Raw genomic sequence first — 23,482 nt, 5'->3', positions numbered from 1 at the left:
CGCTTCAAAACAGGTATGAAGAGGCCATGTTCGGAGCGTTGGGAAAACTGGTCGAGCGCCAGATCAAGAAAGCCCAGGCCGAGGGTCAGTTGCAGGGCCTCGAGGGCGAAGGCCAACCGCTGCCTGACCGGTCATCCGAGGCATTGAGCGATCCGGCCACCGCCGCCGGCCATCGGATCATGGCGCAGGCAGGCGTGTTGCCGGAAGAATTCGACATCAAAAAACAGCTCGACACAGCGCGACAGGATTATGCGGCCCTGACGGACCCGGCAAAGCGCAAAGCCGCAATGGCTCGTATCGCCGATCTGGAAATGCGCTACAACATGGCCCGCGACGCACGGCGGGCCTTCATGCGGTGATCATTTGAACACGGGCTTGCGGCCCTGCATCTGCGCCATGACAACTTCCATCTGGTCGGGTTTGCCAATCAGTTCCACCTGCTCAGCGGATTCCGCCATCAGAACGTCTGCGCGCGACTGAGTTTCGGCAACCTCGATCAGACGCTTGGCGGCACGGATGGCCGAAGGGCTTTGACCAGCAATGTTTTCGGCAATGGCCAACGCTTCGGTCAGCGGATCGTCGGACAATTGCGTCACAAGGCCCCAATCCGCCGCCTGAGGCGCACCGATCGGGCGGGCCGTGTAGGTCAGCAGGCGCAGAACGTCCGAGCGGACCAGCCGAGGCAACAGAACCATGCCGCCCATATCGGGGATGATGCCCCATTTCATCTCCATCACGGCCAGTTTCGCCTCGGGATGCGCGATACGGATATCCGCGCCCAGCGCGATTTGCAGGCCACCGCCATAGGCCACGCCCTGAATTGCGCAGATCACCGGAACCGGTACGCGACGCCAGATCAGCGCCAGCTCCTGCATCTCGTTGGCGTCTTCATGGCTGCGGGTCATCAGCCATTCCGTGGGGTCCATATGGGCCATCTTGGCAAAGCTTGCCATGTCGAGCCCGGCGCAAAAGCTTTTGCCCTCGCCGGACAGGACGACGGCACGGGCCTCCGACGCGGCGACCTCTTGCCCGGCGGACAAAAGCGCCTTGATCATCGCGTCATCCAGCGCATTCATCTTGTCGCCTCGGGTCAGAGTGACATGGGCAACGTGGTCTTGATAGGCAACGGATACGCGTGACATGGAGGACCTCCGGTAATTCAATCGTGACAAACATGCCCGGACAGAATGCGGAATACCACTGCGACGTCAGGGCATGTCGCTGACAGGCATTCGCCCGAACCAGGGGGAATCGAGCGTCATGACATAGAACTGATCCCCCGCAATCTTGCCGCCGGTCGTGATGCCCATACGACCCTGCGGATCCTGTAGCGTGCGCAGGATCGTACCGTCGCCATCGAACTGCACCATCATGCCGCGATAGATCGGCGCGGGGCGCACTACCGGGCCCAATCGCCAGATCACCTTGCGCAGGAACGGGTATGGCATCAGCGCCTCGGACGGGACACGCGGGCTGGCGAAGGCCATCCAATAGGTGCCGTCGCCCTGAGCCTCGAGGTTGTCGGGATAGCCGGGCAGGTTTTCCAGCAGAATCTCCTGCCGCCCTGCTTTTGGTCCGGCCAGCCACAGCTTGTGCACGCGCGCGCGACCTGTTTCCGCGATCAGCAAAAAATCCTCGTCAGGTGAAAGCGCAACACCGTTGGTATAGACAAAACCCTCGGCGATTTTCTCGGTGCGGCCATCGGGTGTGCGACGCGCAACGTAACCCGTATCGGACTGTTCCCAGATGGTGAGGACAGAGGTTGGTTTGGTCCCGCCCATGGTTTCCGGGTCGAAGCGGTCAGATGAATTCGAGAAGTAGATCGTGCCATCCCGCGCCACATCCAGCTGGTTGGCGTAGATCACCGGCGCCCCGTTGATGTCAGCCACCAGCGTGTCCAATGTGCCCGGACCGGTCCAACGCATAACACCCCGATAGCTGTCAGCGATGTAAAGCGCGCCATCCGGTCCGGCCTTGAGGCCCAGCGGACGCCCGCCAAGTTGGTCAACCACGACCGGTTCCGCCCCGTCGATGCGGTAGAGAGTGCCGGACAGGCTGGTTGTGTAGATCGCGCCATCTGGCATGACAGCGATGTCTTCAGGGCCAAACTCTGCACCCGGCAGGCGGATCAGCTGCGCGGCGTCCAGCGCGGTGTTCTCTGCGAAATCTCCTGTGAAACCGGCATCTTCCGGCATCTCAACGGCGACGGGGATAACGGGAACGGGCCAGAACAGAAGATAGGCGAGGCCCAGGAGAATAACGATCGAGAATATGCGCATCTGCGCTCCTTTGTTCTTACTTCTTTTCCAGCGCGCCCAACGCCTGTGCGCGCTTGCTCATTGATCGGGCTTGGGGTTATCTGCGGACATGACCGGACCTCGATACACCCCGCTTGCCCAATCCTTGCCCGCCACCGTGCCCTTTGTGGGCCCCGAAACGCAAGAGCGCCAGCGCGGCGCGTCCTTTGTGGCCCGACTGGGCGCCAATGAGAGCATTTTCGGCCCCTCGCCCCGCGCAATCGAGGCCATGGCGCAAGCAGCGTCAGAGGTTTGGATGTATGGCGACCCCGAAAACCATGACCTGCGCCATGCTTTGGCCGACCATCACGGCGTATCGCCGGAAAATATCGTCGTGGGCGAAGGTATTGACGGGCTGCTGGGCTATCTGGTGCGGCTGATCGTCGGGCCCGGGGATGCCGTTGTCACCTCGGATGGGGCCTATCCGACGTTCAATTATCATGTGGTCGGGTTCGGTGGCGTTCTGCACAAGGTTCCCTATGCCGGGGATCACGAAGACCCGGCGGCCCTGTTTGCGAAGGCGACCGAGGTGGGTGCAAAACTGGTCTATCTGGCCAATCCGGACAATCCGATGGGCAGTTGGCATTCCGGCGCGGATATCGTGGCGGCGATGGATGCCCTGCCCGAGGATTGCCTGCTGATACTGGACGAGGCTTATGTGGAATGCGCGCCGGAAGGGACTGCGGCACCTGTCAGCACAGACGACCCCCGCGTGATCCGGATGCGGACATTTTCAAAGGTCTATGGCATGGCGGGCGCACGGGTTGGCTATGCCATGGGAGCGCCCGACCTGATTGCAGCCTTCAACAAGGTGCGCAACCATTTCGGCATGAACCGCGCCGCGCAGGCCGGTGCTTTGGCGGCTTTGCAGGATGGTGCGTGGCTGGCGCATGTTCAGGCGCAGATTGCAGAAGCACGCGCGCGGATCGGAACGATTGCCCGGGAAAATGGAATGGCGGCCCTGCCTTCGGCCACCAATTTCGTGGCGATTGACTGCGGGCGCGACGGGGATTTTGCCAAGGCCGTCCTGGACGCCCTGGTGGCGCAAGGGATTTTTGTCCGGATGCCGTTTGCAGCGCCCCAGAACAGGTGCATCCGGGTAAGCTGTGGTGAAACAGCAGATCTGGACGCGTTTGCCGCCGCTTTGCCCAAGGCGCTAGCGGAAGTGCGGGCAAAGACAGGCTAGCGCTGGTCTGTCTTGCCATCGGGTCAAAAGGGGGGCTGTCTGCCCCCCATCGCGCCACGGCGCGATTCCCCCCGAGGATATTTTTGGCCAGATGAAGAAGCGGATCGTGCGGAGACGCCTTTAAGGTTTCAGGCGGCCAGCACGGCGGCGGCGGCTTCGAGGGCCCCCTTGCCACGCGATATGCCAAGTGCAGCCATGCCCGTTTCCACTCCGCCCAGAATGGCCATGACCATCTGCCCGTTGATATGCCCCATATGACCGAGACGGAAACAGCTGTCATAGTCCTCCATCCCCAACCCGATGCCCAGCGTCAGGCCCAACTGGTTTTCGGTGAATGCGCGCAGCGCTGTTCCGCTGCCATCGGTCAGGCGCAGAGCAGTGACGGCATGACTGCGGTAAGCGCGGTCGGCGACATTCAGGTGCAACGCCCCTTCTTCAGCCCACGTTTCACAGGCCGCCCAGATGGCGGTGGCCAGGCGCTCATGGCGGGCCCAGACTTGTTCGATCCCTTCTGCATGGATCAGGTCGAGCGCGGCGCGCAGACCATAGAGGTGATGCGTCGGCGCGGTACCGTCGAAATACTGGTAGAACAGGTCGGGATTGGCGCGCGGCTGCCAGTCCCAGTATCGCGACACACGCGGCATGGCGGCCCGCTTGGCCTGTGCTTTGTCGTTGAAAAAGACAAAGCCTGTGCCTGCGGGGGTCATCAGGCCTTTCTGGCAGGCGGTGACCGTGACATCGACGCCCCATTCATCCATCTCGAACCGGTCGCATCCCAGCGAGGCAATGCAATCGGCCATCAACAGCGCCGGGTGGTCCAGATCGTCGAGCAGTTTGCGCAGTGCCGGGATATCGTTGCGGATCGAGCTTGATGTGTCCACATGAACCGCGAGAACGGCCTTGATCTGATGGCTTTTATCCGCGCGCAATGCGTCGGCAATTCGATCAAGATCCCAGGCGGATGAGGTGCCGAAATCGATCAGCTGCACCTTTGCCCCGATGCCTTCGGCCATCTCGGCCCAGCCATGGGTGAACCGGCCCGAGGCAGGAGCCAGAACGGTTTCGCCGGGGGCGATCACGTTGGACAACGCGGCCTCCCACGTGCCGTGACCGTTGGCGATATAGATGGCAACGTCATGGCCTGTACGAGCAACCCGGCGCAGATCGCGGGTCAGATCGGGCATCATGTCGATGAGCGCGCCATCGTAGATATTGGGCGACGGACGATGCATCGCCTGCAGGACTGCGTCCGGCATCACCGAAGGGCCCGGGATTGCCAAATAAGTTCGCCCCTGGGAGAGGGCAGATGTCTGTGTCATGGGGTCAACCTGTCTGAGTTGACGCCCACATTACCGAGGGGCTTCGCGGCGTCAATCCGCCAGCCTCGATGCCTCGCGCGCAAGTGTTTCGATCCCGGCCCAGTCACCGCTTTCGACCATCTGCTTGGGCGCGACCCAGCTGCCACCGGCGCAGACCACATTGGACAGGGACAGGTAGTCACGGGCGTTGGACGGCGACACCCCGCCTGTCGGGCAAAAGCTGATCTGCGGCAGGGGCGCACCGATTGCCTTGAGTGCGGGCGCGCCGCCCGAGGCCTCGGCCGGGAAGAATTTCAGCATGTCATAGCCTTTTTCCAGCAATGCCATCGCTTCGCTGGCCGTGGCCGCGCCGGGCAACAGCGGCAGGCCCTCGGCCTCGCACGCCGCGATGAGCGCGTCGGTTGCGCCCGGAGAGACGCCGAACTGCGCGCCCGCCTCTTTGGCGGCGCGGACGTCTTCGGGTGTGACCAGCGTACCTGCGCCGACCACGCCGCCGGGCACCTTGGCCATCGCGCGGATCGCGTCGAGCGCGGCGGGCGTGCGCAAGGTGACCTCGAGCGCTGGCAGACCGCCGGCGACCAATGCCTCGGCCAGCGGGCGGGCCTGCGCGACGTCATCGACAACCAGAACCGGAACGATCGGGGCGAGTGCGCAGATTTCACGGGTGCGTTGGGATTTGGACATGAGGTTAAACTCCGAAAATGCTGGCACCGGTGTCGGCCGAGCCGACATTCTGGCGGAACGCACCAAAAAGATCGCGCCCAGCACCGTGTTGATTGGCGGACAGGTCGGTGGTGACAGGCGCGCGGTCGAAAACGCCTGCGGTGAGGATTTCCAGATCACCCCTGACCGCGTCAACGCGCAGGATGTCACCATCCTGAAGGTATGCAATGGGGCCGCGGTCGAGCGCTTCGGGGACGACATGGATGGCGGCGGGCACCTTGCCGGACGCGCCAGACATGCGGCCATCGGTGACCAGCGCCACTTTCTGGCCCCGGCCCTGCAGGATCGACAGCATGGGCGTCAGTGAGTGCAGTTCCGGCATCCCGTTGGCCTTGGGGCCCTGGAAGCGCACGACGACGATGACGTCACCGGTGAACTCGCCAGCCTTGAAGGCTGCCTTGACCGCGTCCTGGTCGTGGAAAACGCGGACCGGAGCCTCGACCACCTGATGTTCTGGCGCGACGGCTGATACTTTCATGACCCCGGTGCCCAGATTTCCGGTCAGGCGCGACAGGCCGCCGGTGGGCTGGAACGGGTCGCGGGCGGGGCGGACAATCTTGTCATTCAGGCTGTGGCCCGCGCCGTCTTGCCAGGTCAGCTCACCATCGATCAGCTTGGGCTCGCGCGTGTAATTGTGCAGGCCCTGCCCGGCAACGGTCAACGTATCGGGGTGCAGCAAACCTTCTTCGAGCAACGTGCCAATGGTGAACCCAAGTCCGCCTGCGGCGTGGAAGTGATTCACGTCGGCCAGACCGTTGGGATAGACCCGCGCGACCAGCGGGACCACGGCGGAGATATCGGAAAAATCCTGCCAGTCCAGAACGATACCACCAGCGCGCGCCATGGCAATCAGGTGGATCAGCAGATTGGTCGAACCTCCGGTCGCCATAAGGCCGACGATGCCGTTCACAAAGGCCCGTTCGTCGAGCACCTGATAAACAGGGGTATAGCTGTTTCCCAGCGCACTGAGCGACAGGGCGCGGCGCGCGCCCTCTTGTGTCAGCGCGTCGCGCAAGGGCGTGTTGGGATTGACGAAGCTGGAGCCCGGCAAGTGCAGGCCCATGAATTCCATCAGCATCTGGTTGGTGTTGGCGGTACCGTAGAAAGTGCAGGTGCCGGGACCGTGATAGGCCGCCATTTCGGCGGCCATCAGTTCTTCGCGCCCGACCTCTCCGGCAGCGAATTTCTGGCGGACCTTGGCCTTTTCGTCATTGGGCAGGCCGCTGGTCATTGGCCCTGCGGGCAGGAACACGGCAGGCAGATGGCCGAACGCCTGCGCGCCGATGATCAGACCGGGGACAATCTTGTCACAGACGCCGAGGAAGACTGCCGCGTCATAGGTGTTGTGGCTGAGTGCTACGCCAGTTGCCAGAGCGATCACGTCGCGTGAAAACAGCGACAATTCCATCCCTGCTTCGCCCTGGGTGACACCGTCGCACATGGCTGGCACGCCACCCGCGACCTGAGCAGTGCCTCCGGCGGCGCGGATCGCGTCGCGGATCAGGGCGGGATAACGTTCGAACGGCTGATGGGCCGAAAGCATGTCATTATAGGCGGTGACGATGCCCAGATTGCCGGCGGTGCCGGTGGCCATCGATTGCTGATCTTCGCCTGCGCCCGCATAGGCATGGGCCTGACCGCTACAGGACAGATGCGCACGGGCGGGACCTTTGGATCTGGCCTGCTCCATCCGTTCAAGATGTGGGCCGCGCAGATCGGCGCTGCGGTCGATGATCCGTTTGGTGACATCGGAAATGACTGAGTGAACCATGATTACCCTCCGATCTGACGCCAGCGGCGCCCATCGCGATGCATCAGCATCAGTGCTTCTTCGGGGCCCGAACTGCCCTGATCGTACCGGGATGGGCGGTCTCCGCGTTGCTCCCAGCCCTGAATGATGGGATCGACCCAGGCCCAGGCGGCCTCGGCCTCGTCCCCACGCATGAACAATGTCTGATCGCCGCGGATGACATCCATGATCAGTCGCTCATAAGCATCGGGGGCTTGCGCTTCGGCCCCAAGCGCATCGGCAAAACTCATGTCCAGCGCAACATCCGACAGCCGGAAGCCCCCCGGCCCCGGATCCTTGATCGTGGTGCGCAGGGTTATGCCTTCGTCAGGCTGCAACCGGATCACCAGAACGTTTCCGTGCAGAGGGCCGACATTTGGAAAAATCGTGTGCGGCGGATCGCGGAAGAACACCGCAATTTCGGATTCCCGCGCGCGCAGGCGCTTGCCAGTGCGCAGATAGAACGGCACACCTGCCCAACGCCAGTTGCCGATATGAACCTTGAGGGCAATGAAGCTTTCGGTTCGGCTGGCGGGGTTGCCGACATGATCGACATAACCGCCCTCGCCTTTTTCGGCCCGATACTGACCGCGCGCGATGTCAGACTGGGCCACGGGCTCCAGCGCTTCGATCACCTTGACCTTTTCATCGCGCACCGCGTTGGGCGAGAATTTCGACGGCGGTTCCATTGCGGTCAGACACAGCAACTGAACCAGATGGTTCTGGACCATGTCCCGCATTGCGCCGGACTGATCGTAATAGGCCCCGCGCCCTTCGACGCTTACGGTCTCGGCCACGGTGATCTGTACGTGGTCGATATGGGTCGAATTCCAGAGCGGTTCGAACAGCGAGTTGGCAAAGCGCAGCGCCATCAGGTTTTGCACGGTCTCTTTACCCAGATAATGGTCGATCCGGTAAATCTGATGTTCTTCGAAACAGGCACGCAAGCCTTCGTTCAGCGCCTTCGCCGAGGCAAGGTCGTGCCCAAATGGTTTTTCGACGACGATGCGGCTGTCCGGTGTCGCAAGACCGGCGTCATGCAGCCGCCGCGCGATACCCGAAAAAAGGCTTGGACCAACGGACAAATAAAAGGCCCGCACGACGTCTTCGCGCATCCGTTCTTTCAGATCGGACCACCCGGCCTCGCCCAGCGCATCCACGGGCACATATTCGACATGGGCAAGGAACTGATCCAGTGTTTCCCGGGAAAAACCGGGCGCGAACTGCTGCATTGATTGGCGAACCTGATCGCGAAACCCGTCATTGTCTATTTCAGAGCGTGCCGTCCCGATGATCCGCGCGCCGTCGGGCATTTGCCCGACCTCAAAGCGATGGTACAGGCCCGGCAGGATTTTGCGCTGCGCCAGATCGCCGGTCGCACCGAAAAGCACCAGATCAAATGGCTCTACCGGAATTACGCGTGAAACCATCACAGGCTCCTTCTGAGGTTGCCGATATCAGCTTAGCACGGCGTGATAACCCGCAAAACCTGATATGTTATCGCTAACATTGCCTGTCTATTAGAAAGCCGTTCACAAAAAATCAAGCACAGTTTGAAGAAACCGTGCCGTTTAACGCATCAGGTCTGATGCCGCAGCCAGTCCATGACTGCGGGTCGCACCGATTGCTCTCCGCGGTGGCGCGCGTCAGCGATGATTTTGCGAACCTCCGTAAGATTGGACCGCAACAGCAGGCTTTTGACCGGGCCGATCGAGGCAGGCCGCATCGACAGCGTCCGTATCCCCATCGCCGCAAGGCACAACGCCTCGACCGGACGGCCTGCATCTTCACCACAGAAGCTGAGCGGCGTGTCCGAGATATCGCAGCGCTCGACGATGCGCTCCATCAGGCTCAGGAAGCTGACATTCAGCGTGTCATAGCGGCGCCGGACCAGTTCGTTCTCACGGTCAGCAGCAAAGAAGAACTGCTTGAGATCGTTCCCGCCAATCGAAATGAAGTCCACTTCGTCAAAGAATTTCTGCGGCGCAAAGGCCAGCGACGGCGTTTCCAGCATCGCGCCAACTTCAAGCGTCTCGGGCAGTACATGACCCAATCGCTTTTCCCGCTCGATGGTTTTGTTCACTTCCCAACGGGCTTCGCGATATTCCTCGGCCTGCGCGACAAAAGGGAACATGATGGTCAGCGGTCGGCCATTGGCAGCACGCAGCAGGGCCTGCAACTGCATTCGCATGACGCCGCGCTTGTCCAGACCGACCCGAATGGCGCGCCAGCCCAGCGCCGGGTTTGGTTCAGCCACGTGCTTCATATAGGGCAGAACCTTGTCCGACCCGATATCGAGCGTGCGGAACACCACCCTTTTGTCCCCCGCCGCGTCCAGAACACGCTGATACTGGCTGACCAGTTCCGACCGTTTCGGCATCTGGTTGCGGATCAGGAATTGCAGTTCAGTACGGAACAGGCCAACACCCTCGGCGCCCGAGGTACCAAGCGATGGCAGGTCGGCCATCAGACCGGCATTCATCACCAGGTTGATACGCGATCCATCCCGCGTCACGCAGGGTGTTTCGCGGATCGACGCATAACGTTCCTGCGCCTTTGCCTGCATCGCGATCTTGTCGCGGAAGGCACTGACCACGCTGTCTTCCGGGCGCAGATGCACAACGCCCTGATCACCATCCACCAGAATGTGATCTCCGTTCAGGGCCTCGGTGGTGATCCGGCCCACATGCACGACCAAAGGAATCGCAAGCGCCCGCGCAACGATGGTGGCATGACTGCCGACAGAGCCTTCTTCAAGCACGATCCCCTTCAGCGCCCGTCCGTATTCCAGCAAGTCGCCGGGGCCGATATTGCGCGCGATCAGGATCGGATCGGGTGGCAGATCAGCACTGTCCGTCTTGCCTTGCCCGGTCAGGATGCGCAGCAGGCGATTGCTGAGATCGTCAAGATCCGCAAGACGTTCACGCAAGTACGGATCGGTGACCTGCCCCATGCGCGCGCGGGCTTGGGATTGTTCTTTCTCCACCGCAGCTTCAGCGCTGAGACCCAGGGCTATGTCTTCCTCCATCCGCCGCATCCAGCCTTTGGAATTGGCGAACATTCGGTAAGCTTCCAGAACCTTCAGCTGTTCCTTGTCGCCGCCCTGCGAAATTTCGAGCATCTTGTCGACACCGACGCGCAGTTCTTCCACCGCATCGACCAAACGTTCGCGTTCCCGGTGAGGGTCTTCGGCAATGGGGTTGGTAACCACCACGCGGGGTTCGTGCAGCCAGACATGCCCTTCGGCGGACCCTTCCTGCGCCGGGCCACCGCGCAGCAGAACCGATTGCTGGTGCAGGGGTGACAGGGCCGCGCCTTCGCCGACAAAGGCGCCAAGCTCGGCCATTTCGGCCAGCACCATGGCCACCACTTCCAGTGCATAGACCTCATCTGCGGAAAACTCGCGCGCCTCGCGGGACTGGACGACCAGAACGCCCAGCTTTTCCCCAAGGCGTTGAACCGGCACCCCCAGGAACGAGGAGTATCGTTCCTCGCCGGTTTCCGGCATGTAACGGAAGCCCTTGGCCGACGGCGCGTCGGCGGTGTTGACGACCTTGCCGAACTTGGCGACCCGCCCCACAAGACCTTCGCCCATGCGCATCCGGGTTTTATGGACCGATTCCGGAGACAGCCCCTCGGTCGCGCAAAGTTCCAGCGTGTCTTCATCGCGAAACAGATAGATGGAACACACCTCGGCCCTGATACTGTCGGCAATCAGGTGCGTGATCCGGTCAAGACGTTCCTGACCGGCGGCTTCGCTCGCCATTTCTTCGCGCAACCGCCGCAGCAGCTTGCGGGATTCTGTTTCCGTGCCGTCCGCCATGGCCCAACCGATTTAGTGTGTCAGGCGATACCTTTGGCCGATAAGCTCAGGCCGCCTTGTCCAGTTCAAAGGCATCATGCAGTGCCTGAACGGCAAGTTCCATGTATTTCCTGTCGATAAGAACGGAAATTTTGATCTCGGAGGTTGTAATGACCTTGATGTTGATCCCCTCATCCGAGAGCACCTTGAACATCTTGGCCGCCACGCCCGATTGCGAGCGCATCCCTATTCCCACCACCGAGACCTTGCAGACATCAGTGTCTGCAACCAGTTCGGCATAGTTCAGCTCGCCCTTTTCCTTGATTTCCAGCAGCGCTTTTTCGGCGCGGGCCACCTGATCGGTGGGACAGGAAAAGGTCATGTCCGTGCGCCCCTCGTCCGAGATGTTCTGGACGATCATGTCGACATTCACGCCCTCTTCGCTGAGCGCCGAGAAGATGGTCGTTGCAATGCCCGGTCGGTCGGCCACGGAAACAACGGTCATCTTGGCTTCGTCGCGGGAATAGGCCACACCGGCCACAACATTGGATTCCATAATATCCTCCTCGTCGCAGACCAGCGTGCCGGCCTCATCGGATTGTTCTTCAAAGCTTGAGAGAACGCGCAGTTTGACTTTGTACCGCATCGCAAGTTCGACCGAGCGGGTTTGCAGAACCTTGGCACCAAGCGACGCCAGTTCCAGCATTTCCTCGAACGAGATGCGGTCCAGCTTGCGCGCCTTTTCGCAGATGCGCGGATCGGTGGTATAGACGCCATCAACGTCCGTATAAATGTCGCAGCGTTCGGCGTCGAAGGCCGCCGCAAAGGCAACCGCCGTGGTATCCGACCCACCCCGGCCCAATGTCGTGATCCGGCCTTCCGGGCTGATGCCCTGGAACCCGGCAACCACGGCCACGCGCATACCTTCACCGAATTTCTGGTTCAGGTTCTCGGTCGGAATTTCCTCGATCCGCGCCTGACTGTGCGCGCTGGTGGTCAGCAGCGGCACCTGCCAGCCCTGCCAGCTGCGCGCGGGGATATCCATTTCCTGCAAGGTCAGGGCCATCAGGCCAGCGGTCACGTTCTCGCCCGAGGACACGACGGCATCGTATTCCCTGGCGTCGAACAGAGGCGACGTTTCGTTCACCCAGCCCACAAGCTCGTTGGTTTTGCCCGACATGGCCGAGACGATGACGATCACGTCATAGCCCTTGGCAACTTCGACGCCGATACGTTTGGCGGCGCGGCGGATGCGGTCCAGATTGGCGACCGATGTGCCGCCGAATTTCATTACGAGTACGGGCATGGGGGCAAATGTCTCCGCGCCTTGGATTAGAAGTTCCGTGCCTCATAAGCGAGGGGCACCGCAAGGGCAAGGGCGCAAAGCGGTCACCCCTGCGGCGCAGGGCCGCTTTACATTGCACCGGCGCGATGTCAGCCTAAGGATAACAACCAGATCAAGAGGTTCTTCATGTTTCGCCTAGCCCTCGCCTTTGCCCTATTGTCATCGCCCGCACTGGCCCAGGTCGCGAGTGTCGCCGGGACGGACGGCAAGAACGCGCTGGGCACAATTCCCTGCGCTGCAAATGCCGGTGATCCCGTACAAAGCTGCCACGCCGAACTGCGCCGCCATGACGACGGAAACATAACGGTCGCGGTGGCCCTGGGTGGCGGACAAGTGCGCAATATCTATTTCAAGGATGGTGTGCCGGACTCCAGCAACTCGACCTCGAAAATCTCACATGAAACACGAGGCGATATGATGGTGGTCTACATTGAACCTGGTGAGGTCTTTGAAATCCCCAAAGCCGCATTGACCTCTCAATAGGCGTGCGGTTGCCCGTCAAAGGTTTCAAAACAGCCCGTGGTGCTTAGCGACAAGGCATCAAATCGTTCAATCAGGCCGGATACGGCCTGATCCACATCGATATCAGCCGCTGCACCGCCCATATCCGTCTGAACCCAGCCCGGATGATAGATGCCGACGGCAACCTCGTCATCTTTGAGATCCATCGCCTGGTTCCGTCCAAGGTTCAGAGCCGCCGCCTTGGACGCGCGGTAGATATAACTGCCCCCCGGCGCAAGCGCGTGCGACGCCATTTTCGAGGAAAGGATCGCAACTTTGCCGCCCGCTGCGCGCAGATTGGGCAACAGGGTCTGTATCGTCAGAAAGACCCCCGTGACATTTACCGCAAAGCTGTGCGCCCACATTTCGGCCGGGTAGCCGTCGATCGAATGCCCCTTGTCCAAATACACGCCGGCATTGCAGACCAGCAGGTCGACGGGCTGGTCTTTCATCTGTTCTGCCATGGCTGATTGCTGCGCGGGGTCGGACACGTCCAGACGCACATGCATGCTGCCGTCGCGCGCCGTCCCGGTGACCTTGTCCCCCCCGGTTGACGTAAGGCTTTGCCAGGGCTTGCCCGATGCCGCGATTGGCGCCGGTGATCATGATGTGCATGATCAATTGGTCTTTCTGCTGGGGACAAACGGCAGCGGAGCCACCGGCACGCCATCTTCGATCAGGGATTTCGCCTCATCCAGCTTGGCTTCTCCGTAAATGGCACGATCCGGAGCCTCGCCCAGATGAATCTTGCGCGCCTCACTGGCGAAATCTTTCCCGACATAATCCGAGTTTTCTTCGACATGGCGGCGCATCTCGGCCAAAACCTTCTCGATTTCAGGCGATGGGGTGGCAACGTCGATCTTTTGTTCCGGGGTGGAACGGATTTCGCTTTTCGTCCTGGCATTCCGCGCCGGGCGGACGCGTGGCGTCATGACCGCTTTCTCGACCTGCGTGCACCCGCAAACCGCGCAGGTGACCATACCCACAGAGGCCAGTTTGTCATAGGCTGCGGCGGATTGGAACCAACTGTCGAAAGCGTGGCCTTCGCTGCATTTCAACGCGTATTGAATCATGTTCAGTCCAAAAAATCGATTGGCGAATAGATACCGATCAAGGTGACAATATCAAGCCTATCAGATGCTACTTTAATGTGAGTACGGCTTAAAGTCGCGCAACAATTCAGCAAGCTCATCAGAATCGACCTTTAGCGCCGCTTTTTTCGGCGAAAACCACTTGCGCCGGCGCTCGGCCATTTCGGGGTATTCCTGCGACAATGCGCTTGCATGCACTGGAAAAACATCTACCAGACATAAGGATGGGGGCCGGTTCGAATGATGTTTGTGATACAGGAACTGCCCCAGTCGCGCCCCGTTGATCCGGCCAGATACGCCCGCCTCTTCCCAAGCCTCTTGCAATGCGGTTTCTTGCGGGCTCAGACCGGGAATGAGCCATCCTTTGGGAATGATCCATCGCCGTGACTTGCGTGTCGTGACCAACAGGATCTTGGGGCGGTCGCGCTTGATCCGGAAACACAAAGCCGAGGATTGCCGCAAAACTGGCTGCCTTGCAGCTTTCGGAAGGTCATGAAGCAACAATCCTGCATTCATCGAGCGACGCTCCCTTTCGGTCAAACGTCAGCCATCCAAATTCGCACGCTTACCTAATCTAGGGGCTGACACCTGTAATCATACCACATGATGTGTTGCAGGCCAAGCCAGTCGCGTCGACCAATGTGTCGCCTACATTCGGTCAGAAAGCCGCCGTGCCAGATCGTCATGGGGGATGTCAGCGTTGATTGCCAGCCGGCGCAAACCGAAATGCACGCGCGCTATCTGTTGGTAGTAGCGCGCGTAGACATAATTCGTGCCACCGCCGGCCAATGCCCCCAGAACCGGAACAGACTGGGCTGCAAGCTTTTGCCCCAGTACAATCGAAAAACGCGGCGCAACGGCAGCAATCAGGCGTTGCATGGCCGGTCCAGTCAGCGTCAGCCGGACCGAGAAAAACCCCAGGTCGGCCCCATCATCCTGCGACAATGGTCCTGCTGCCGACAAAACGCGGACGCAATCGAACTTTACGTTTTCGGCAGAGGGATCAAACCCCTCGCGCGCGGCAGCCCCCTGAATGGCGCGCAGCAGCATCGCGGTTGTCGCGGGCAGCTCCATCAGGGCTGTCGAAACGCCTCCCAGACCCCCGGCCGCACCCATGGCAGTCGTCACTGCGGTATTGACCCAGGGCTGCTGATCAGGAACCGCGCGCCGCGAGCCCTCGGCCGCTTGCATCGCCAGCCACAATGCCTGCTCGGTTGCGCCCATCAGGCCATTCCGAACGGGTTCTGGCAATTGCTCCAGCAAAGACTCGGCTGATCCCCCAAGTTTGTTGAGAAGTTTCACGCCGACCCCTCCGGCGGACCGGTAGTGATCCGCCAAACGATCCAGTTCGGCCTCGGTGTCCACGTTTTCGACAAGAACCACGTTCTGCATTCACGCCCTCCTGCCTTTCAACATCGGCGTTGCGCAGCATGGTTTCAATAGGTCAGCGGCTCCAACGTGTCACCGCGCCCTGAACCCCGGACCAGGCGCCGTGCACCAGTTCCAGCCCCAAAACCCGGTCAGGGTTGGTGGGCGGAGGCATCTCGACCGCGTGCAATCGCGTGAAACCGAACCGGCTGTAATAGGGCTCATCCCCGACCAGCATGACCCTCTGCCAACCGCGGGTGCGCCCCGCTTCGACACCTGCATGTATCAGATATCCGCCCAGGCCTTCACCTTGGTGGGTTGGGTGCACGGCAACCGGCCCCAACAGCAGAGCATCGTGATCACCGACATGAGCCGGCCAGAATCGGATCGCACCGGCCAGAATACCCTGACCGTCGCGCGCGACCAAAGACAAGTCCGCAACGGGCGGCACATCATCACGCAACCTGTAGGACGACAAAGCCTCGCGACCCGGCGCAAAACACAGGTCATAAAGGGCTTCGACCTCCCACCAGTCGTCCGGCTCTTCCGGCCTGATCCCGAATTGCTGCACCCTGCCCTCATTTACTTGCTGGCAATCGCCCTAGCACTTCGCTACGCCTTGGGCAAACGCTTGGAGATCAGATGTTCTACCGCCCCGAAGACGGCCACGGCCTGCCGCACAACCCGTTCAACGCCATTATCACGCCACGCCCGATCGGCTGGATCTCGACCCGTGATGCGGAGGGAAACAACAATTTGGCGCCCTATTCCTTCTTCAACGGCGTCGCCTATACGCCACCGCAGGTCATGTTTGCTTCAACCGGCACCAAACAGGATCAGAACGCAGGCAAGGACAGCATCGCAAATATCGAGGCGACTGGCGTGTTCTGCGTAAATGTCGTGGCCCATGCGCATCGGGACGCGATGAATGCCAGCTCGGCCAGCCTTCCGAAGGGGGTGGACGAGTTTGCCCATGCCGGATTAACCCCGGTCGAATGCGAAACCATCCCCTGTGCCCGTGTACAAGGCGCCCCGGCGGCGTTGGAATGCAAGCTGACCCAGATCGTCACGCTGCCCGGCGCAGCCAATCGGGTGGTGTTTGGCGAAGTGACAGGTGTACACCTGCACGACGATCATATTCGGGATGGCATGTTCGACGTGACCTCGTTCCAACCTTTGGCGCGGCTTGGGTATCGCGATTACTCTGTCGTTTCCGAGTTGTTCAGCCTTTCGAGACCGGATGACTGATGCCCCTGCCTGACGCTGCGCGCCGATATCCTCTCACTCTGCCTGACGGCACGGAACACAAAGGAACGGCCTTTCTGTCACGAGTGATCGACCACCCCAGAATTCAGGTGGGCGATTACACCTATGCGTCAGATTTTGACGCGCCCGAGGATTGGGCCAATCGGTTGGCCCCTTACCTGTTCGAGTTCTCGCGCGAAAAGCTGATATTGGGGAAGTTTTGCCAAATTGCCCACGGCGTCCGCTTTGTGACAGCCTCGGCAAATCATGCGATGGATGGGATAACCTGCTTTCCCTTTCCGGTTTTCGATCCGGAACAGATGTTGGAATTCCAGCCGGACGTCCGTGACACCGTGGTCGGCAATGATGTCTGGATCGGCTATGGCGCGTTGATCCTGCCCGGAGCCAATATAGGTGACGGAGCGATAATCGGCGCGGGTTCAGTCGTGCGTGGAACCATCCCGCCTTATGCGATCGTCTCGGGCAATCCTGCCGAAGTACGGCGATACCGGTTTGACGCCGACACAATCGAGCGGTTGCTTGCTTTGAAGTGGTGGAATTGGCCAGCCGATTTGATCACCGAAGCTGAAAGCGTCCTGCTGAGGGGAGATATCGAAAACCTGAAGCGTCTGGCCCTTTGAAAAAGGCGGCTTGTTCAGCCGCCTTTCAAAGTCAGTGCCCGCCCAGAATGCCGGTGCGGACAGAGTAATCCACCGCCAGTTCGTAATCCGGATCATCATCACTGTCGACCATGAGGTGTCCCGCTTTTTTCAGCAGCTTGTGACAGTCGCGGCTTAGGTGACGCAGCATGACCCGTTTGCCCGCCGCCTCGTATTTTGCGGCGATATTTTCGATGGCTTGCAGCGCGGACTGATCCACCACGCGGCTTTCGGCGAAATCGATGATGACGGTTTCGGGGTCGTTCGGGACGTCGAACAGTTCGATAAATCCGTCAGAGGATCCAAAGAACAGCGGCCCCTGAATTTCATAGACTTTCGCGCCTTTCTCGGTCTCGGAGTCACGCGTGACCGCATGAATGCGCTTGGCATTGTTCCAGGCATAGGCCAGCGCCGAGACGATGACGCCCACAACGACGGCAACGGCCAAGTCCTCCATCACCGTTACGACGGTGACCAGAACGATGACGAAGGCATCGGTCATTGGCACTTTGCGCAGAATTTTGAACGAGTTCCACGCAAAGGTGCCGATCACAACCATGAACATCACGCCAACCAGCGCGGCCAGCGGGATTTGTTCGATCAGGGGTGATGCGAACAGGATGAAGACCAGCAGGAAAAGCGCTGCTGCGATACCGGCAATACGTGTACGCCCGCCGGATTTCACGTTGATCATCGACTGGCCAATCATCGCGCAACCGCCCATGCCGCCGAAAAATCCGGTCACGATATTTGACGCGCCCTGTGCAATGCATTCCTGAGACGCCCCGCCGCGCTTGCCTGTGATCTCACCCACGAGGTTCAGGGTCAGCAGGGATTCGATCAGGCCGATGGCGGCCAGAATGACTGCATATGGCAGGATGATCTCAAAGGTTTCCCAGTTCAAAGGAACCATTGGAATATGGAACGCTGGCAGGCCGCCTTCGATCGATGCCAGATCGCCGACGCGCGGCACATCAAGGCCAAAACCGATCACGATTGCCGCGACAACCAGAATACCAGCCAGCGGCGCAGGAATGATGCGCGTGATGCGCGGCATGACCCAGATCACTGCCATTGTCAGCCCGACAAGACCCAACATGGTATAAAGCTGCATCCCGGACAACCATTCGCCGCCGCCCATGCCATGACCGGTGTTTTCCATGGTTCCGGGCACCTTGAACTGGCCCATCTGGGCCAGAAAGATCACGATGGCCAAACCGTTCACAAAGCCCAGCATGACAGGATGCGGCACCAAACGGATGAAGCGTCCCCAATGCATCGCCCCGGCGATGACCTGAAGGATCCCCATAAGAACAACGGTCGCGAACAGATATTCAACCCCATGTTCGGCCACCAGTGCCACCATGACAACCGCAAGCGCGCCGGTCGCGCCCGAGATCATGCCCGGCCGTCCACCGATCAGTGCGGTGATCAAACCGACCAAAAACGCCGCATAAAGACCGACCAGCGGGTGCACGCCCGCCACAAAGGCAAAGGCCACCGCCTCGGGCACCAGTGCAAGGGCAACCGTCAGGCCGGACAGCAGCTCGATCCGCAGGCGTGAGAAGGTCAACCCCTCATCTGGAACCCAGCGCAGATCGGGAATGGCGAGGCGATTGGCAAAGCTTGCCAGCAAGGCTCGGGGCATCAGACAGTCCTATAGGATTATATGTTCGCGCGAAGGGGTCGTTGTAGCTGGTGCACCGGCTTTGAGCTACTGCATAGATCGGGATGCAGCCATGCGCTTGGCGCATACCTGGCAATCGCGGCAAGTTGATTTGCGGAACCATGACGAAGCCACAACATGTGAGGCCATGCGTTGGATCCTCTTCTTACTGTTCCCGGCCCTTCCCGTCCTTGCACAGGATTTGGATGGCAATGACACGGCCGGCAACTGGCGGGTGACGCATCACGAGATTTTCGGCATCTGGAATTCAATCTGTGACGAGCGCGAAGAAACCGGCGCGTTGCGGCAGCGGTGCTACATCCGACGGGCCGAGGTGTTTTCTTTTCGGCCAAAATTTGCGGCACAGTTCGTTTTCATTACGCCCGAACCTGGCGATTTCAAAGTTGAATTCGGGATCGAGCCGGGCACTTTCTTCAACCCATCCGGATTTCGCATCGACAAGGGCGAAGAAACCATATGGCGCACACGGCACCCCGGATGCCTGACCGGGCTTGGCTGCACCTTCGAAAACCAACGCGCCAAGGCCGTTTTGGACGCCATGCTGACCGGCGATGCGTTCCGCTTCGTGTTCCGAGACCGGCACGGGCAATCACAGGATCTGACCTGGTCTCTGGGCTCGTTTGGCGCAGCCTGGGCCGATTTCACTGTGCAATCGCATCAGCGCAACCTGTTGACGATACGGGAATAGAACTCTTGTCAAATCCGGGCTGAACCCGCACAAATTCAACATCAGTTATTCAGGCGGAGCAGGACATTGACCCAAACCAGGATAGCCGTCATCGGCGGATCAGGCATCTATGACATTGATGGGCTGGAAAACCCGGAATGGGTAGAGGTTGAGACCCCATGGGGAACGCCGTCAGACCAGATCCTGACCGGGTCGCTGGGCGGTGTAGAAATGGCCTTTCTGCCACGTCACGGGCGCGGTCATGTGCATTCACCGACCGATGTACCCTATCGCGCCAATATCGATGCGCTGAAACGGTTGGGCGTGACGGACGTGATCTCGGTGTCGGCCTGCGGATCGTTCCGCGAACATATGGCACCGGGTCACTTCGTGATTGTCGATCAGTTCATCGATCGCACTTTTGCACGGGACAAGAGCTTTTTCGGAACCGGCTGCGTTGCCCATGTCAGCGTTGCCCATCCCACCTGCCCACGCCTGTCGGACGCATGCGAGACGGCAGGTAAGGCCGCCGGCATCACCATCCACCGGGGCGGCACCTATCTGGCGATGGAGGGCCCCCAATTTTCCAGCCTTGCAGAATCCAGGATGTATCGCGAGCAATGGGGCTGTGACGTGATCGGCATGACCAATATGCCCGAGGCGAAACTCGCCCGCGAGGCCGAGCTGTGTTACGCGTCGATCGCGATGGTCACCGATTATGACAGCTGGCACCCGGACCATGGCGAGGTGGACGTGACCACGATCATCGCCACCCTGACCGGCAATGCCGAAAAAGGCCGCGCATTGGTCAAGGGCCTGCCATCCCTTCTGGGGGCCGAACGAACACCCTGCCCGCATGGCTGCGACCGGGCGCTGGAATACGCGATCCTGACCGCACCGGAAAAGCGCGATCCGGCGCTTTTGGCCAAGTTGGATGCGGTGGCCGGGCGTATTCTGTAAGACCGACTTGAGAAAATCGGCCAGGGCCTCAATGACCTCAATGGATGCGAACGATGCCCCAGTCGCCCTTTGAGCGAGCTAGCCAACCGACATTCAGCACGGATTGAAGCGAGACAGGTTTTGGACATGCATCTTCGCAGCCATCAAATACCACCGAAGTCTGAGACATTTGAACCATTACCTGTTTTTCGTCGGAAACCGGATCAAAGAAGATGGTTTCCACAAGAAAAACAGAGTAGTTGGGGTTCGCAGCGGTTTCCTCAACAAGAGACCTGCACGTGCTTCTGAATGACATACCCTCGTGGGCACTCCAGAACCTTTTTTGGAATTCCCACTTGGCACTCTCATCCGAGAATTTCATGGATTTTACGATTTTCTCACCGACGTAATCGGTTACGGCATCCATGGCACCGTTCCAGCCGATTGCCACAAGGCTAAGGCTGGTGAAGGAGACATCTTCCGGGCCAGATTCGTTCCCCCCAACAAACAAATTACAGATCTTTGTGGGTCTAAATCTTCCGGTCGAATGATCCAAGGCATAAGCCGCACCAAGCACAGGCGCATGTAATGAACCCTTCGGAACAATAAGCTTCTGGTATTGTAAATCCAGTTCATTCGCATTCAATACAAGCGTTTTACCAGCTCCCATAATTGCCAGAGCGCCAGCAACAATGACAGCGTTGCGCAAACTGAAAACAGACATCCCAATCCCTCCGAACTAGTTCTGAGGTTTGGGGCAGCACAGCGACCCGCCACAGTTGAAATACCCGTCTGGGCAAGCAGCGGCGGCAGTCGGCATAAGCAATACGCTCAACAAAAAAATAGAAACGACAAGTTTCATGACGAACCTCCTTTTAAAATGACAATAAAAAAAACGCGCAATTATAGCACAAATTGAATATTTTGTCCCGAAACCCCCATAATGCTAATAAGCAATTGACTAAATTTGTGATTAACGGGAAATGGGAGTCGGCTTACAGAACATTCGCCCGGCACAAGCAGCTTGATCCTTGGGACTGATTCTCTCAGTCTCGTGCGCTCTGATCAGGAATTTGACAATGCAACTCGATCTCTGGCTGGCCTTTGTTGCCGCTTCCACCGCCTTGCTGCTGATCCCGGGCCCGACGGTGTTGCTGGTGCTGAGCTATGCACTGTCCAAGGGGCGCAGTGTCGCTGTCGCGTCGGCCACGGGCGTGGCGGTGGGCGATCTTGTGGCCATGACCGCATCTTTGCTGGGGCTTGGGGCGCTTGTTCTGGCTTCGGCCACGTTGTTTTCCGTTCTCAAATGGGTGGGCGCGGCCTATCTGGTCTGGCTTGGGATCAAGCTGTTGCGCAGTGCGCCAGCCGGTGGATTGAGCACGGTCGACACCGGGCGGGAAGTCACCGCGCGCAGCGTATTTGGCCACGCAGCCGCCGTCACAGCCCTGAACCCGAAATCCATTGCCTTCTTCATTGCGTTTGTGCCGCAGTTCATACGCCCTGCTGAACCGCTTGGGCCTCAGTTCGTCATCCTGATTGCCACATTCGTCGGGCTGGCCTGGATGAATGCGTTGGCCTACGCCCTGTTGGCAGACAGGTTGCGGCGGCTGATCGGCCGCGCCAGCGTGATCACTGCGATGACACGGTTTGGCGGCTTGACCTTGATCGGGATGGGTATGGCCACGGCGGTCCTGCGCCGACCGTCCTGACACCGCATCAGTCTTCGGCGTGTTCTTTCATGAAACCACGGATGAATCTGCGGATTTCGCGCGCAGCCGACGTGTCCAGCTCTTTGCAAAGCTCGACAAACGAGTCACGTTCATCCCTGTCGAGGCGTAAGACCAACTGACTGTTTTTCTTGGTCGATCCTTTGCCTTCATTCCTGGCCACGTGCATTTTCCCAACGAAGTTATGCTCTATCTGGCGATGCTGTGTTTATCCATAGCATAGTTTTTGTCGTTATCGGGCACTTAACGGCAAGGATGAGAAATTGACAATGAACCGTGCCACCTTCGGGCAGTTCTTGAGCCAACTCCTCGCAATTGAAGCCGACCGCGCCTGAGACACGAACATGTCGAATTGCAAACCAAACAGATTGCTCATCGCGCTCCCGGAAATCCGTGCGCCGGGGCTGTTTGGAACAGGTGACAGCAAGCAAGCAAATGGGTCGGGGACTTATCGTGGCCGGCGCACAGGTTGCCCCGGTTTTGGCCTGCTCAACGCTGCAACCCAAAACCGGTGCTGATCCGGCCGTGGAATTGTTCCTTGCATGGTCACCCCTCTTGGGCCAAACACAATACCTGTGTTTGACGCTAAAAGGTTGGTCCATGTCCAGAAACAAATCTGTCAAAGATTATATCCGAACCATCGTCGATTTCCCCCATGAAGGGATCATGTTTCGGGATGTGACAACCCTGTTTGCCGACCCCCGCGGGTTTCGGATGGCAATTGACCAGATGCTGCACCCCTATGCAGGTGAGCGGATCGACAAAGTGGTCGGGCTTGAAGCACGCGGCTTTATTCTGGGCGGCGCGATTGCACATCAGTTGAGCGTCGGTTTTGTCCCGATCCGCAAGAAAGGCAAACTGCCCGGCACAACAATCAGCCAGGACTACAAGTTGGAATACGGAGAGGCGATTGTCGAGATCCATGACGATGCTATCCAACCCGGCGAAAAAATTCTGGTGGTTGACGATCTGCTGGCCACGGGCGGAACCGCAGCGGCAGGAATCAAGCTGATCGAGCGGCTTGGGGGCGAAATCGTCTCGTGCGCCTTCATCATTGACCTGCCCGAGCTTGGCGGCAGTAAAGTGCTGGAGGAGATGGGCATGGACGTGCATGTCCTGTGCGAATTCGAAGGACTC

Annotated in this window: 24 protein-coding genes and 1 pseudogene; 9 read left to right on the top strand and 16 right to left on the bottom strand. The window is 59.6% G+C overall.

Annotated elements, in window-relative coordinates; all coding sequences use genetic code 11:
• The first annotated feature begins 26 nt into the window (after positions 1–26).
• Positions 27–359: a DnaJ family domain-containing protein gene (locus AC2FNN_RS15220; RefSeq protein WP_496759364.1), complete on the top strand. Its 333-nt coding sequence runs from the start codon at positions 27–29 to the stop codon at positions 357–359.
• Here AC2FNN_RS15220 and AC2FNN_RS15215 read toward each other — a convergent pair whose 3' ends face one another.
• The gene (locus AC2FNN_RS15215; protein WP_496759363.1) at positions 360–1,142 is read right to left on the bottom strand and encodes a crotonase/enoyl-CoA hydratase family protein; all 783 of its coding nucleotides are present in this window, start codon (positions 1,140–1,142) and stop codon (positions 360–362) included. It abuts the gene before it with no gap.
• 66 nt (positions 1,143–1,208) lie between these two features.
• Positions 1,209–2,279, bottom strand: a complete 1,071-nt coding sequence (locus AC2FNN_RS15210; protein ID WP_496759362.1) for an SMP-30/gluconolactonase/LRE family protein — start codon at positions 2,277–2,279, stop codon at positions 1,209–1,211.
• 88 nt (positions 2,280–2,367) lie between these two features.
• Here AC2FNN_RS15210 and AC2FNN_RS15205 point away from each other — a divergent pair, with 88 nt between their 5' ends.
• Entirely contained in the window at positions 2,368–3,483 is a 1,116-nt protein-coding gene (locus AC2FNN_RS15205) for a pyridoxal phosphate-dependent aminotransferase (RefSeq protein WP_496759361.1), read from the top strand.
• A 128-nt stretch (positions 3,484–3,611) separates the two neighbouring features.
• On the opposite strand, the gene AC2FNN_RS15200 is transcribed toward AC2FNN_RS15205, so the two are convergent.
• The 6 genes from AC2FNN_RS15200 to AC2FNN_RS15175 all read right to left on the bottom strand — a co-directional run bounded on the left by AC2FNN_RS15200 (position 3,612) and on the right by AC2FNN_RS15175 (position 12,422).
• The gene (locus tag AC2FNN_RS15200; protein WP_496759360.1) at positions 3,612–4,802 is read right to left on the bottom strand and encodes a pyridoxal-phosphate-dependent aminotransferase family protein; all 1,191 of its coding nucleotides are present in this window, start codon (positions 4,800–4,802) and stop codon (positions 3,612–3,614) included.
• Between the two features lie 51 nt (positions 4,803–4,853).
• A complete protein-coding gene (locus AC2FNN_RS15195) occupies positions 4,854–5,486 on the bottom strand; it encodes a bifunctional 4-hydroxy-2-oxoglutarate aldolase/2-dehydro-3-deoxy-phosphogluconate aldolase (RefSeq protein ID WP_496759359.1) in 633 nt (210 codons plus the stop codon).
• Positions 5,487–5,490: 4 nt separating this feature from the next.
• Entirely contained in the window at positions 5,491–7,296 is a 1,806-nt protein-coding gene (edd, locus tag AC2FNN_RS15190; RefSeq protein WP_496759358.1) for a phosphogluconate dehydratase, read from the bottom strand.
• A 2-nt stretch (positions 7,297–7,298) separates the two neighbouring features.
• Complete coding sequence (gene zwf, locus AC2FNN_RS15185; protein ID WP_496759357.1) at positions 7,299–8,744, bottom strand: glucose-6-phosphate dehydrogenase; 1,446 nt, start codon at positions 8,742–8,744, stop codon at positions 7,299–7,301.
• Between the two features lie 149 nt (positions 8,745–8,893).
• Positions 8,894–11,137: a phosphoenolpyruvate--protein phosphotransferase gene (gene ptsP / locus AC2FNN_RS15180; RefSeq protein ID WP_496759356.1), complete on the bottom strand. Its 2,244-nt coding sequence runs from the start codon at positions 11,135–11,137 to the stop codon at positions 8,894–8,896.
• Between the two features lie 46 nt (positions 11,138–11,183).
• Complete coding sequence (locus AC2FNN_RS15175; protein ID WP_496759355.1) at positions 11,184–12,422, bottom strand: aspartate kinase; 1,239 nt, start codon at positions 12,420–12,422, stop codon at positions 11,184–11,186.
• 165 nt (positions 12,423–12,587) lie between these two features.
• Here AC2FNN_RS15175 and AC2FNN_RS15170 point away from each other — a divergent pair, with 165 nt between their 5' ends.
• Positions 12,588–12,944: a hypothetical protein gene (locus AC2FNN_RS15170; RefSeq protein WP_224857439.1), complete on the top strand. Its 357-nt coding sequence runs from the start codon at positions 12,588–12,590 to the stop codon at positions 12,942–12,944.
• Here AC2FNN_RS15170 and AC2FNN_RS15165 read toward each other — a convergent pair.
• The 5 genes and pseudogenes from AC2FNN_RS15165 to AC2FNN_RS15145 form a co-directional block, all read right to left on the bottom strand.
• A pseudogene (locus AC2FNN_RS15165) lies at positions 12,938–13,577 on the bottom strand (SDR family NAD(P)-dependent oxidoreductase). The gene AC2FNN_RS15170 and the pseudogene AC2FNN_RS15165 overlap by 7 nt on opposite strands.
• A 2-nt stretch (positions 13,578–13,579) precedes the next feature.
• Positions 13,580–14,035 carry a DUF1178 family protein gene (locus tag AC2FNN_RS15160; RefSeq protein ID WP_496759354.1) on the bottom strand — a complete coding sequence of 152 codons (456 nt, stop codon included), beginning with the start codon at positions 14,033–14,035 and terminating at the stop codon, positions 13,580–13,582.
• A gap of 72 nt (positions 14,036–14,107) precedes the next feature.
• On the bottom strand, positions 14,108–14,569 hold the full coding sequence (locus AC2FNN_RS15155; protein ID WP_496759353.1) for an NUDIX hydrolase: 462 nt from the start codon (positions 14,567–14,569) through the stop codon (positions 14,108–14,110).
• A gap of 132 nt (positions 14,570–14,701) precedes the next feature.
• The gene (locus AC2FNN_RS15150; protein WP_496759352.1) at positions 14,702–15,445 is read right to left on the bottom strand and encodes an EcsC family protein; all 744 of its coding nucleotides are present in this window, start codon (positions 15,443–15,445) and stop codon (positions 14,702–14,704) included.
• Positions 15,446–15,497: 52 nt separating this feature from the next.
• Entirely contained in the window at positions 15,498–15,992 is a 495-nt protein-coding gene (locus AC2FNN_RS15145; protein WP_496759351.1) for a GNAT family N-acetyltransferase, read from the bottom strand.
• Positions 15,993–16,063: 71 nt separating this feature from the next.
• Between AC2FNN_RS15145 and AC2FNN_RS15140 the strand changes: the two genes are divergently transcribed.
• Together AC2FNN_RS15140 and AC2FNN_RS15135 are read left to right on the top strand one after the other, a co-directional pair.
• Positions 16,064–16,669, top strand: coding sequence for a flavin reductase family protein (locus AC2FNN_RS15140; RefSeq protein ID WP_496759350.1), 606 nt, complete (start codon positions 16,064–16,066; stop codon positions 16,667–16,669).
• The gene (locus tag AC2FNN_RS15135) at positions 16,669–17,307 is read left to right on the top strand and encodes a CatB-related O-acetyltransferase (RefSeq protein ID WP_496759349.1); all 639 of its coding nucleotides are present in this window, start codon (positions 16,669–16,671) and stop codon (positions 17,305–17,307) included. Before AC2FNN_RS15140 ends, AC2FNN_RS15135 begins: the two co-directional genes overlap by 1 nt.
• A gap of 31 nt (positions 17,308–17,338) precedes the next feature.
• On the opposite strand, the gene AC2FNN_RS15130 is transcribed toward AC2FNN_RS15135, so the two are convergent.
• Entirely contained in the window at positions 17,339–18,973 is a 1,635-nt protein-coding gene (locus tag AC2FNN_RS15130; protein WP_496759348.1) for a SulP family inorganic anion transporter, read from the bottom strand.
• A gap of 166 nt (positions 18,974–19,139) precedes the next feature.
• Here AC2FNN_RS15130 and AC2FNN_RS15125 point away from each other — a divergent pair, with 166 nt between their 5' ends.
• Together AC2FNN_RS15125 and AC2FNN_RS15120 are read left to right on the top strand one after the other, a co-directional pair.
• Positions 19,140–19,700 (top strand): invasion associated locus B family protein, encoded by a 561-nt coding sequence (locus tag AC2FNN_RS15125; RefSeq protein ID WP_496759347.1) that lies wholly within the window; start codon positions 19,140–19,142, stop codon positions 19,698–19,700.
• Between the two features lie 66 nt (positions 19,701–19,766).
• On the top strand, positions 19,767–20,639 hold the full coding sequence (locus AC2FNN_RS15120; RefSeq protein WP_496759346.1) for an S-methyl-5'-thioadenosine phosphorylase: 873 nt from the start codon (positions 19,767–19,769) through the stop codon (positions 20,637–20,639).
• Between the two features lie 37 nt (positions 20,640–20,676).
• Here the strand turns inward: AC2FNN_RS15120 and AC2FNN_RS15115 are convergent, their stop codons facing one another.
• Positions 20,677–21,342 (bottom strand): hypothetical protein, encoded by a 666-nt coding sequence (locus tag AC2FNN_RS15115; RefSeq protein WP_496759345.1) that lies wholly within the window; start codon positions 21,340–21,342, stop codon positions 20,677–20,679.
• Positions 21,343–21,697: 355 nt separating this feature from the next.
• Between AC2FNN_RS15115 and AC2FNN_RS15110 the strand changes: the two genes are divergently transcribed.
• Positions 21,698–22,327, top strand: coding sequence for a LysE family translocator (locus tag AC2FNN_RS15110; RefSeq protein WP_496759344.1), 630 nt, complete (start codon positions 21,698–21,700; stop codon positions 22,325–22,327).
• Between the two features lie 7 nt (positions 22,328–22,334).
• Here the strand turns inward: AC2FNN_RS15110 and AC2FNN_RS15105 are convergent, their stop codons facing one another.
• Positions 22,335–22,508, bottom strand: a complete 174-nt coding sequence (locus tag AC2FNN_RS15105; protein WP_171117543.1) for a hypothetical protein — start codon at positions 22,506–22,508, stop codon at positions 22,335–22,337.
• 437 nt (positions 22,509–22,945) lie between these two features.
• Here AC2FNN_RS15105 and AC2FNN_RS15100 point away from each other — a divergent pair.
• Positions 22,946–23,482, top strand: a 537-nt coding sequence (locus AC2FNN_RS15100; RefSeq protein WP_152457268.1) for an adenine phosphoribosyltransferase, incomplete at its 3' end; no start/stop codon positions are given.

Source organism: Ruegeria sp. BHSA118, from assembly GCF_059613405.1.
This window is presented reverse-complemented; position numbering and strand designations above follow the sequence as displayed.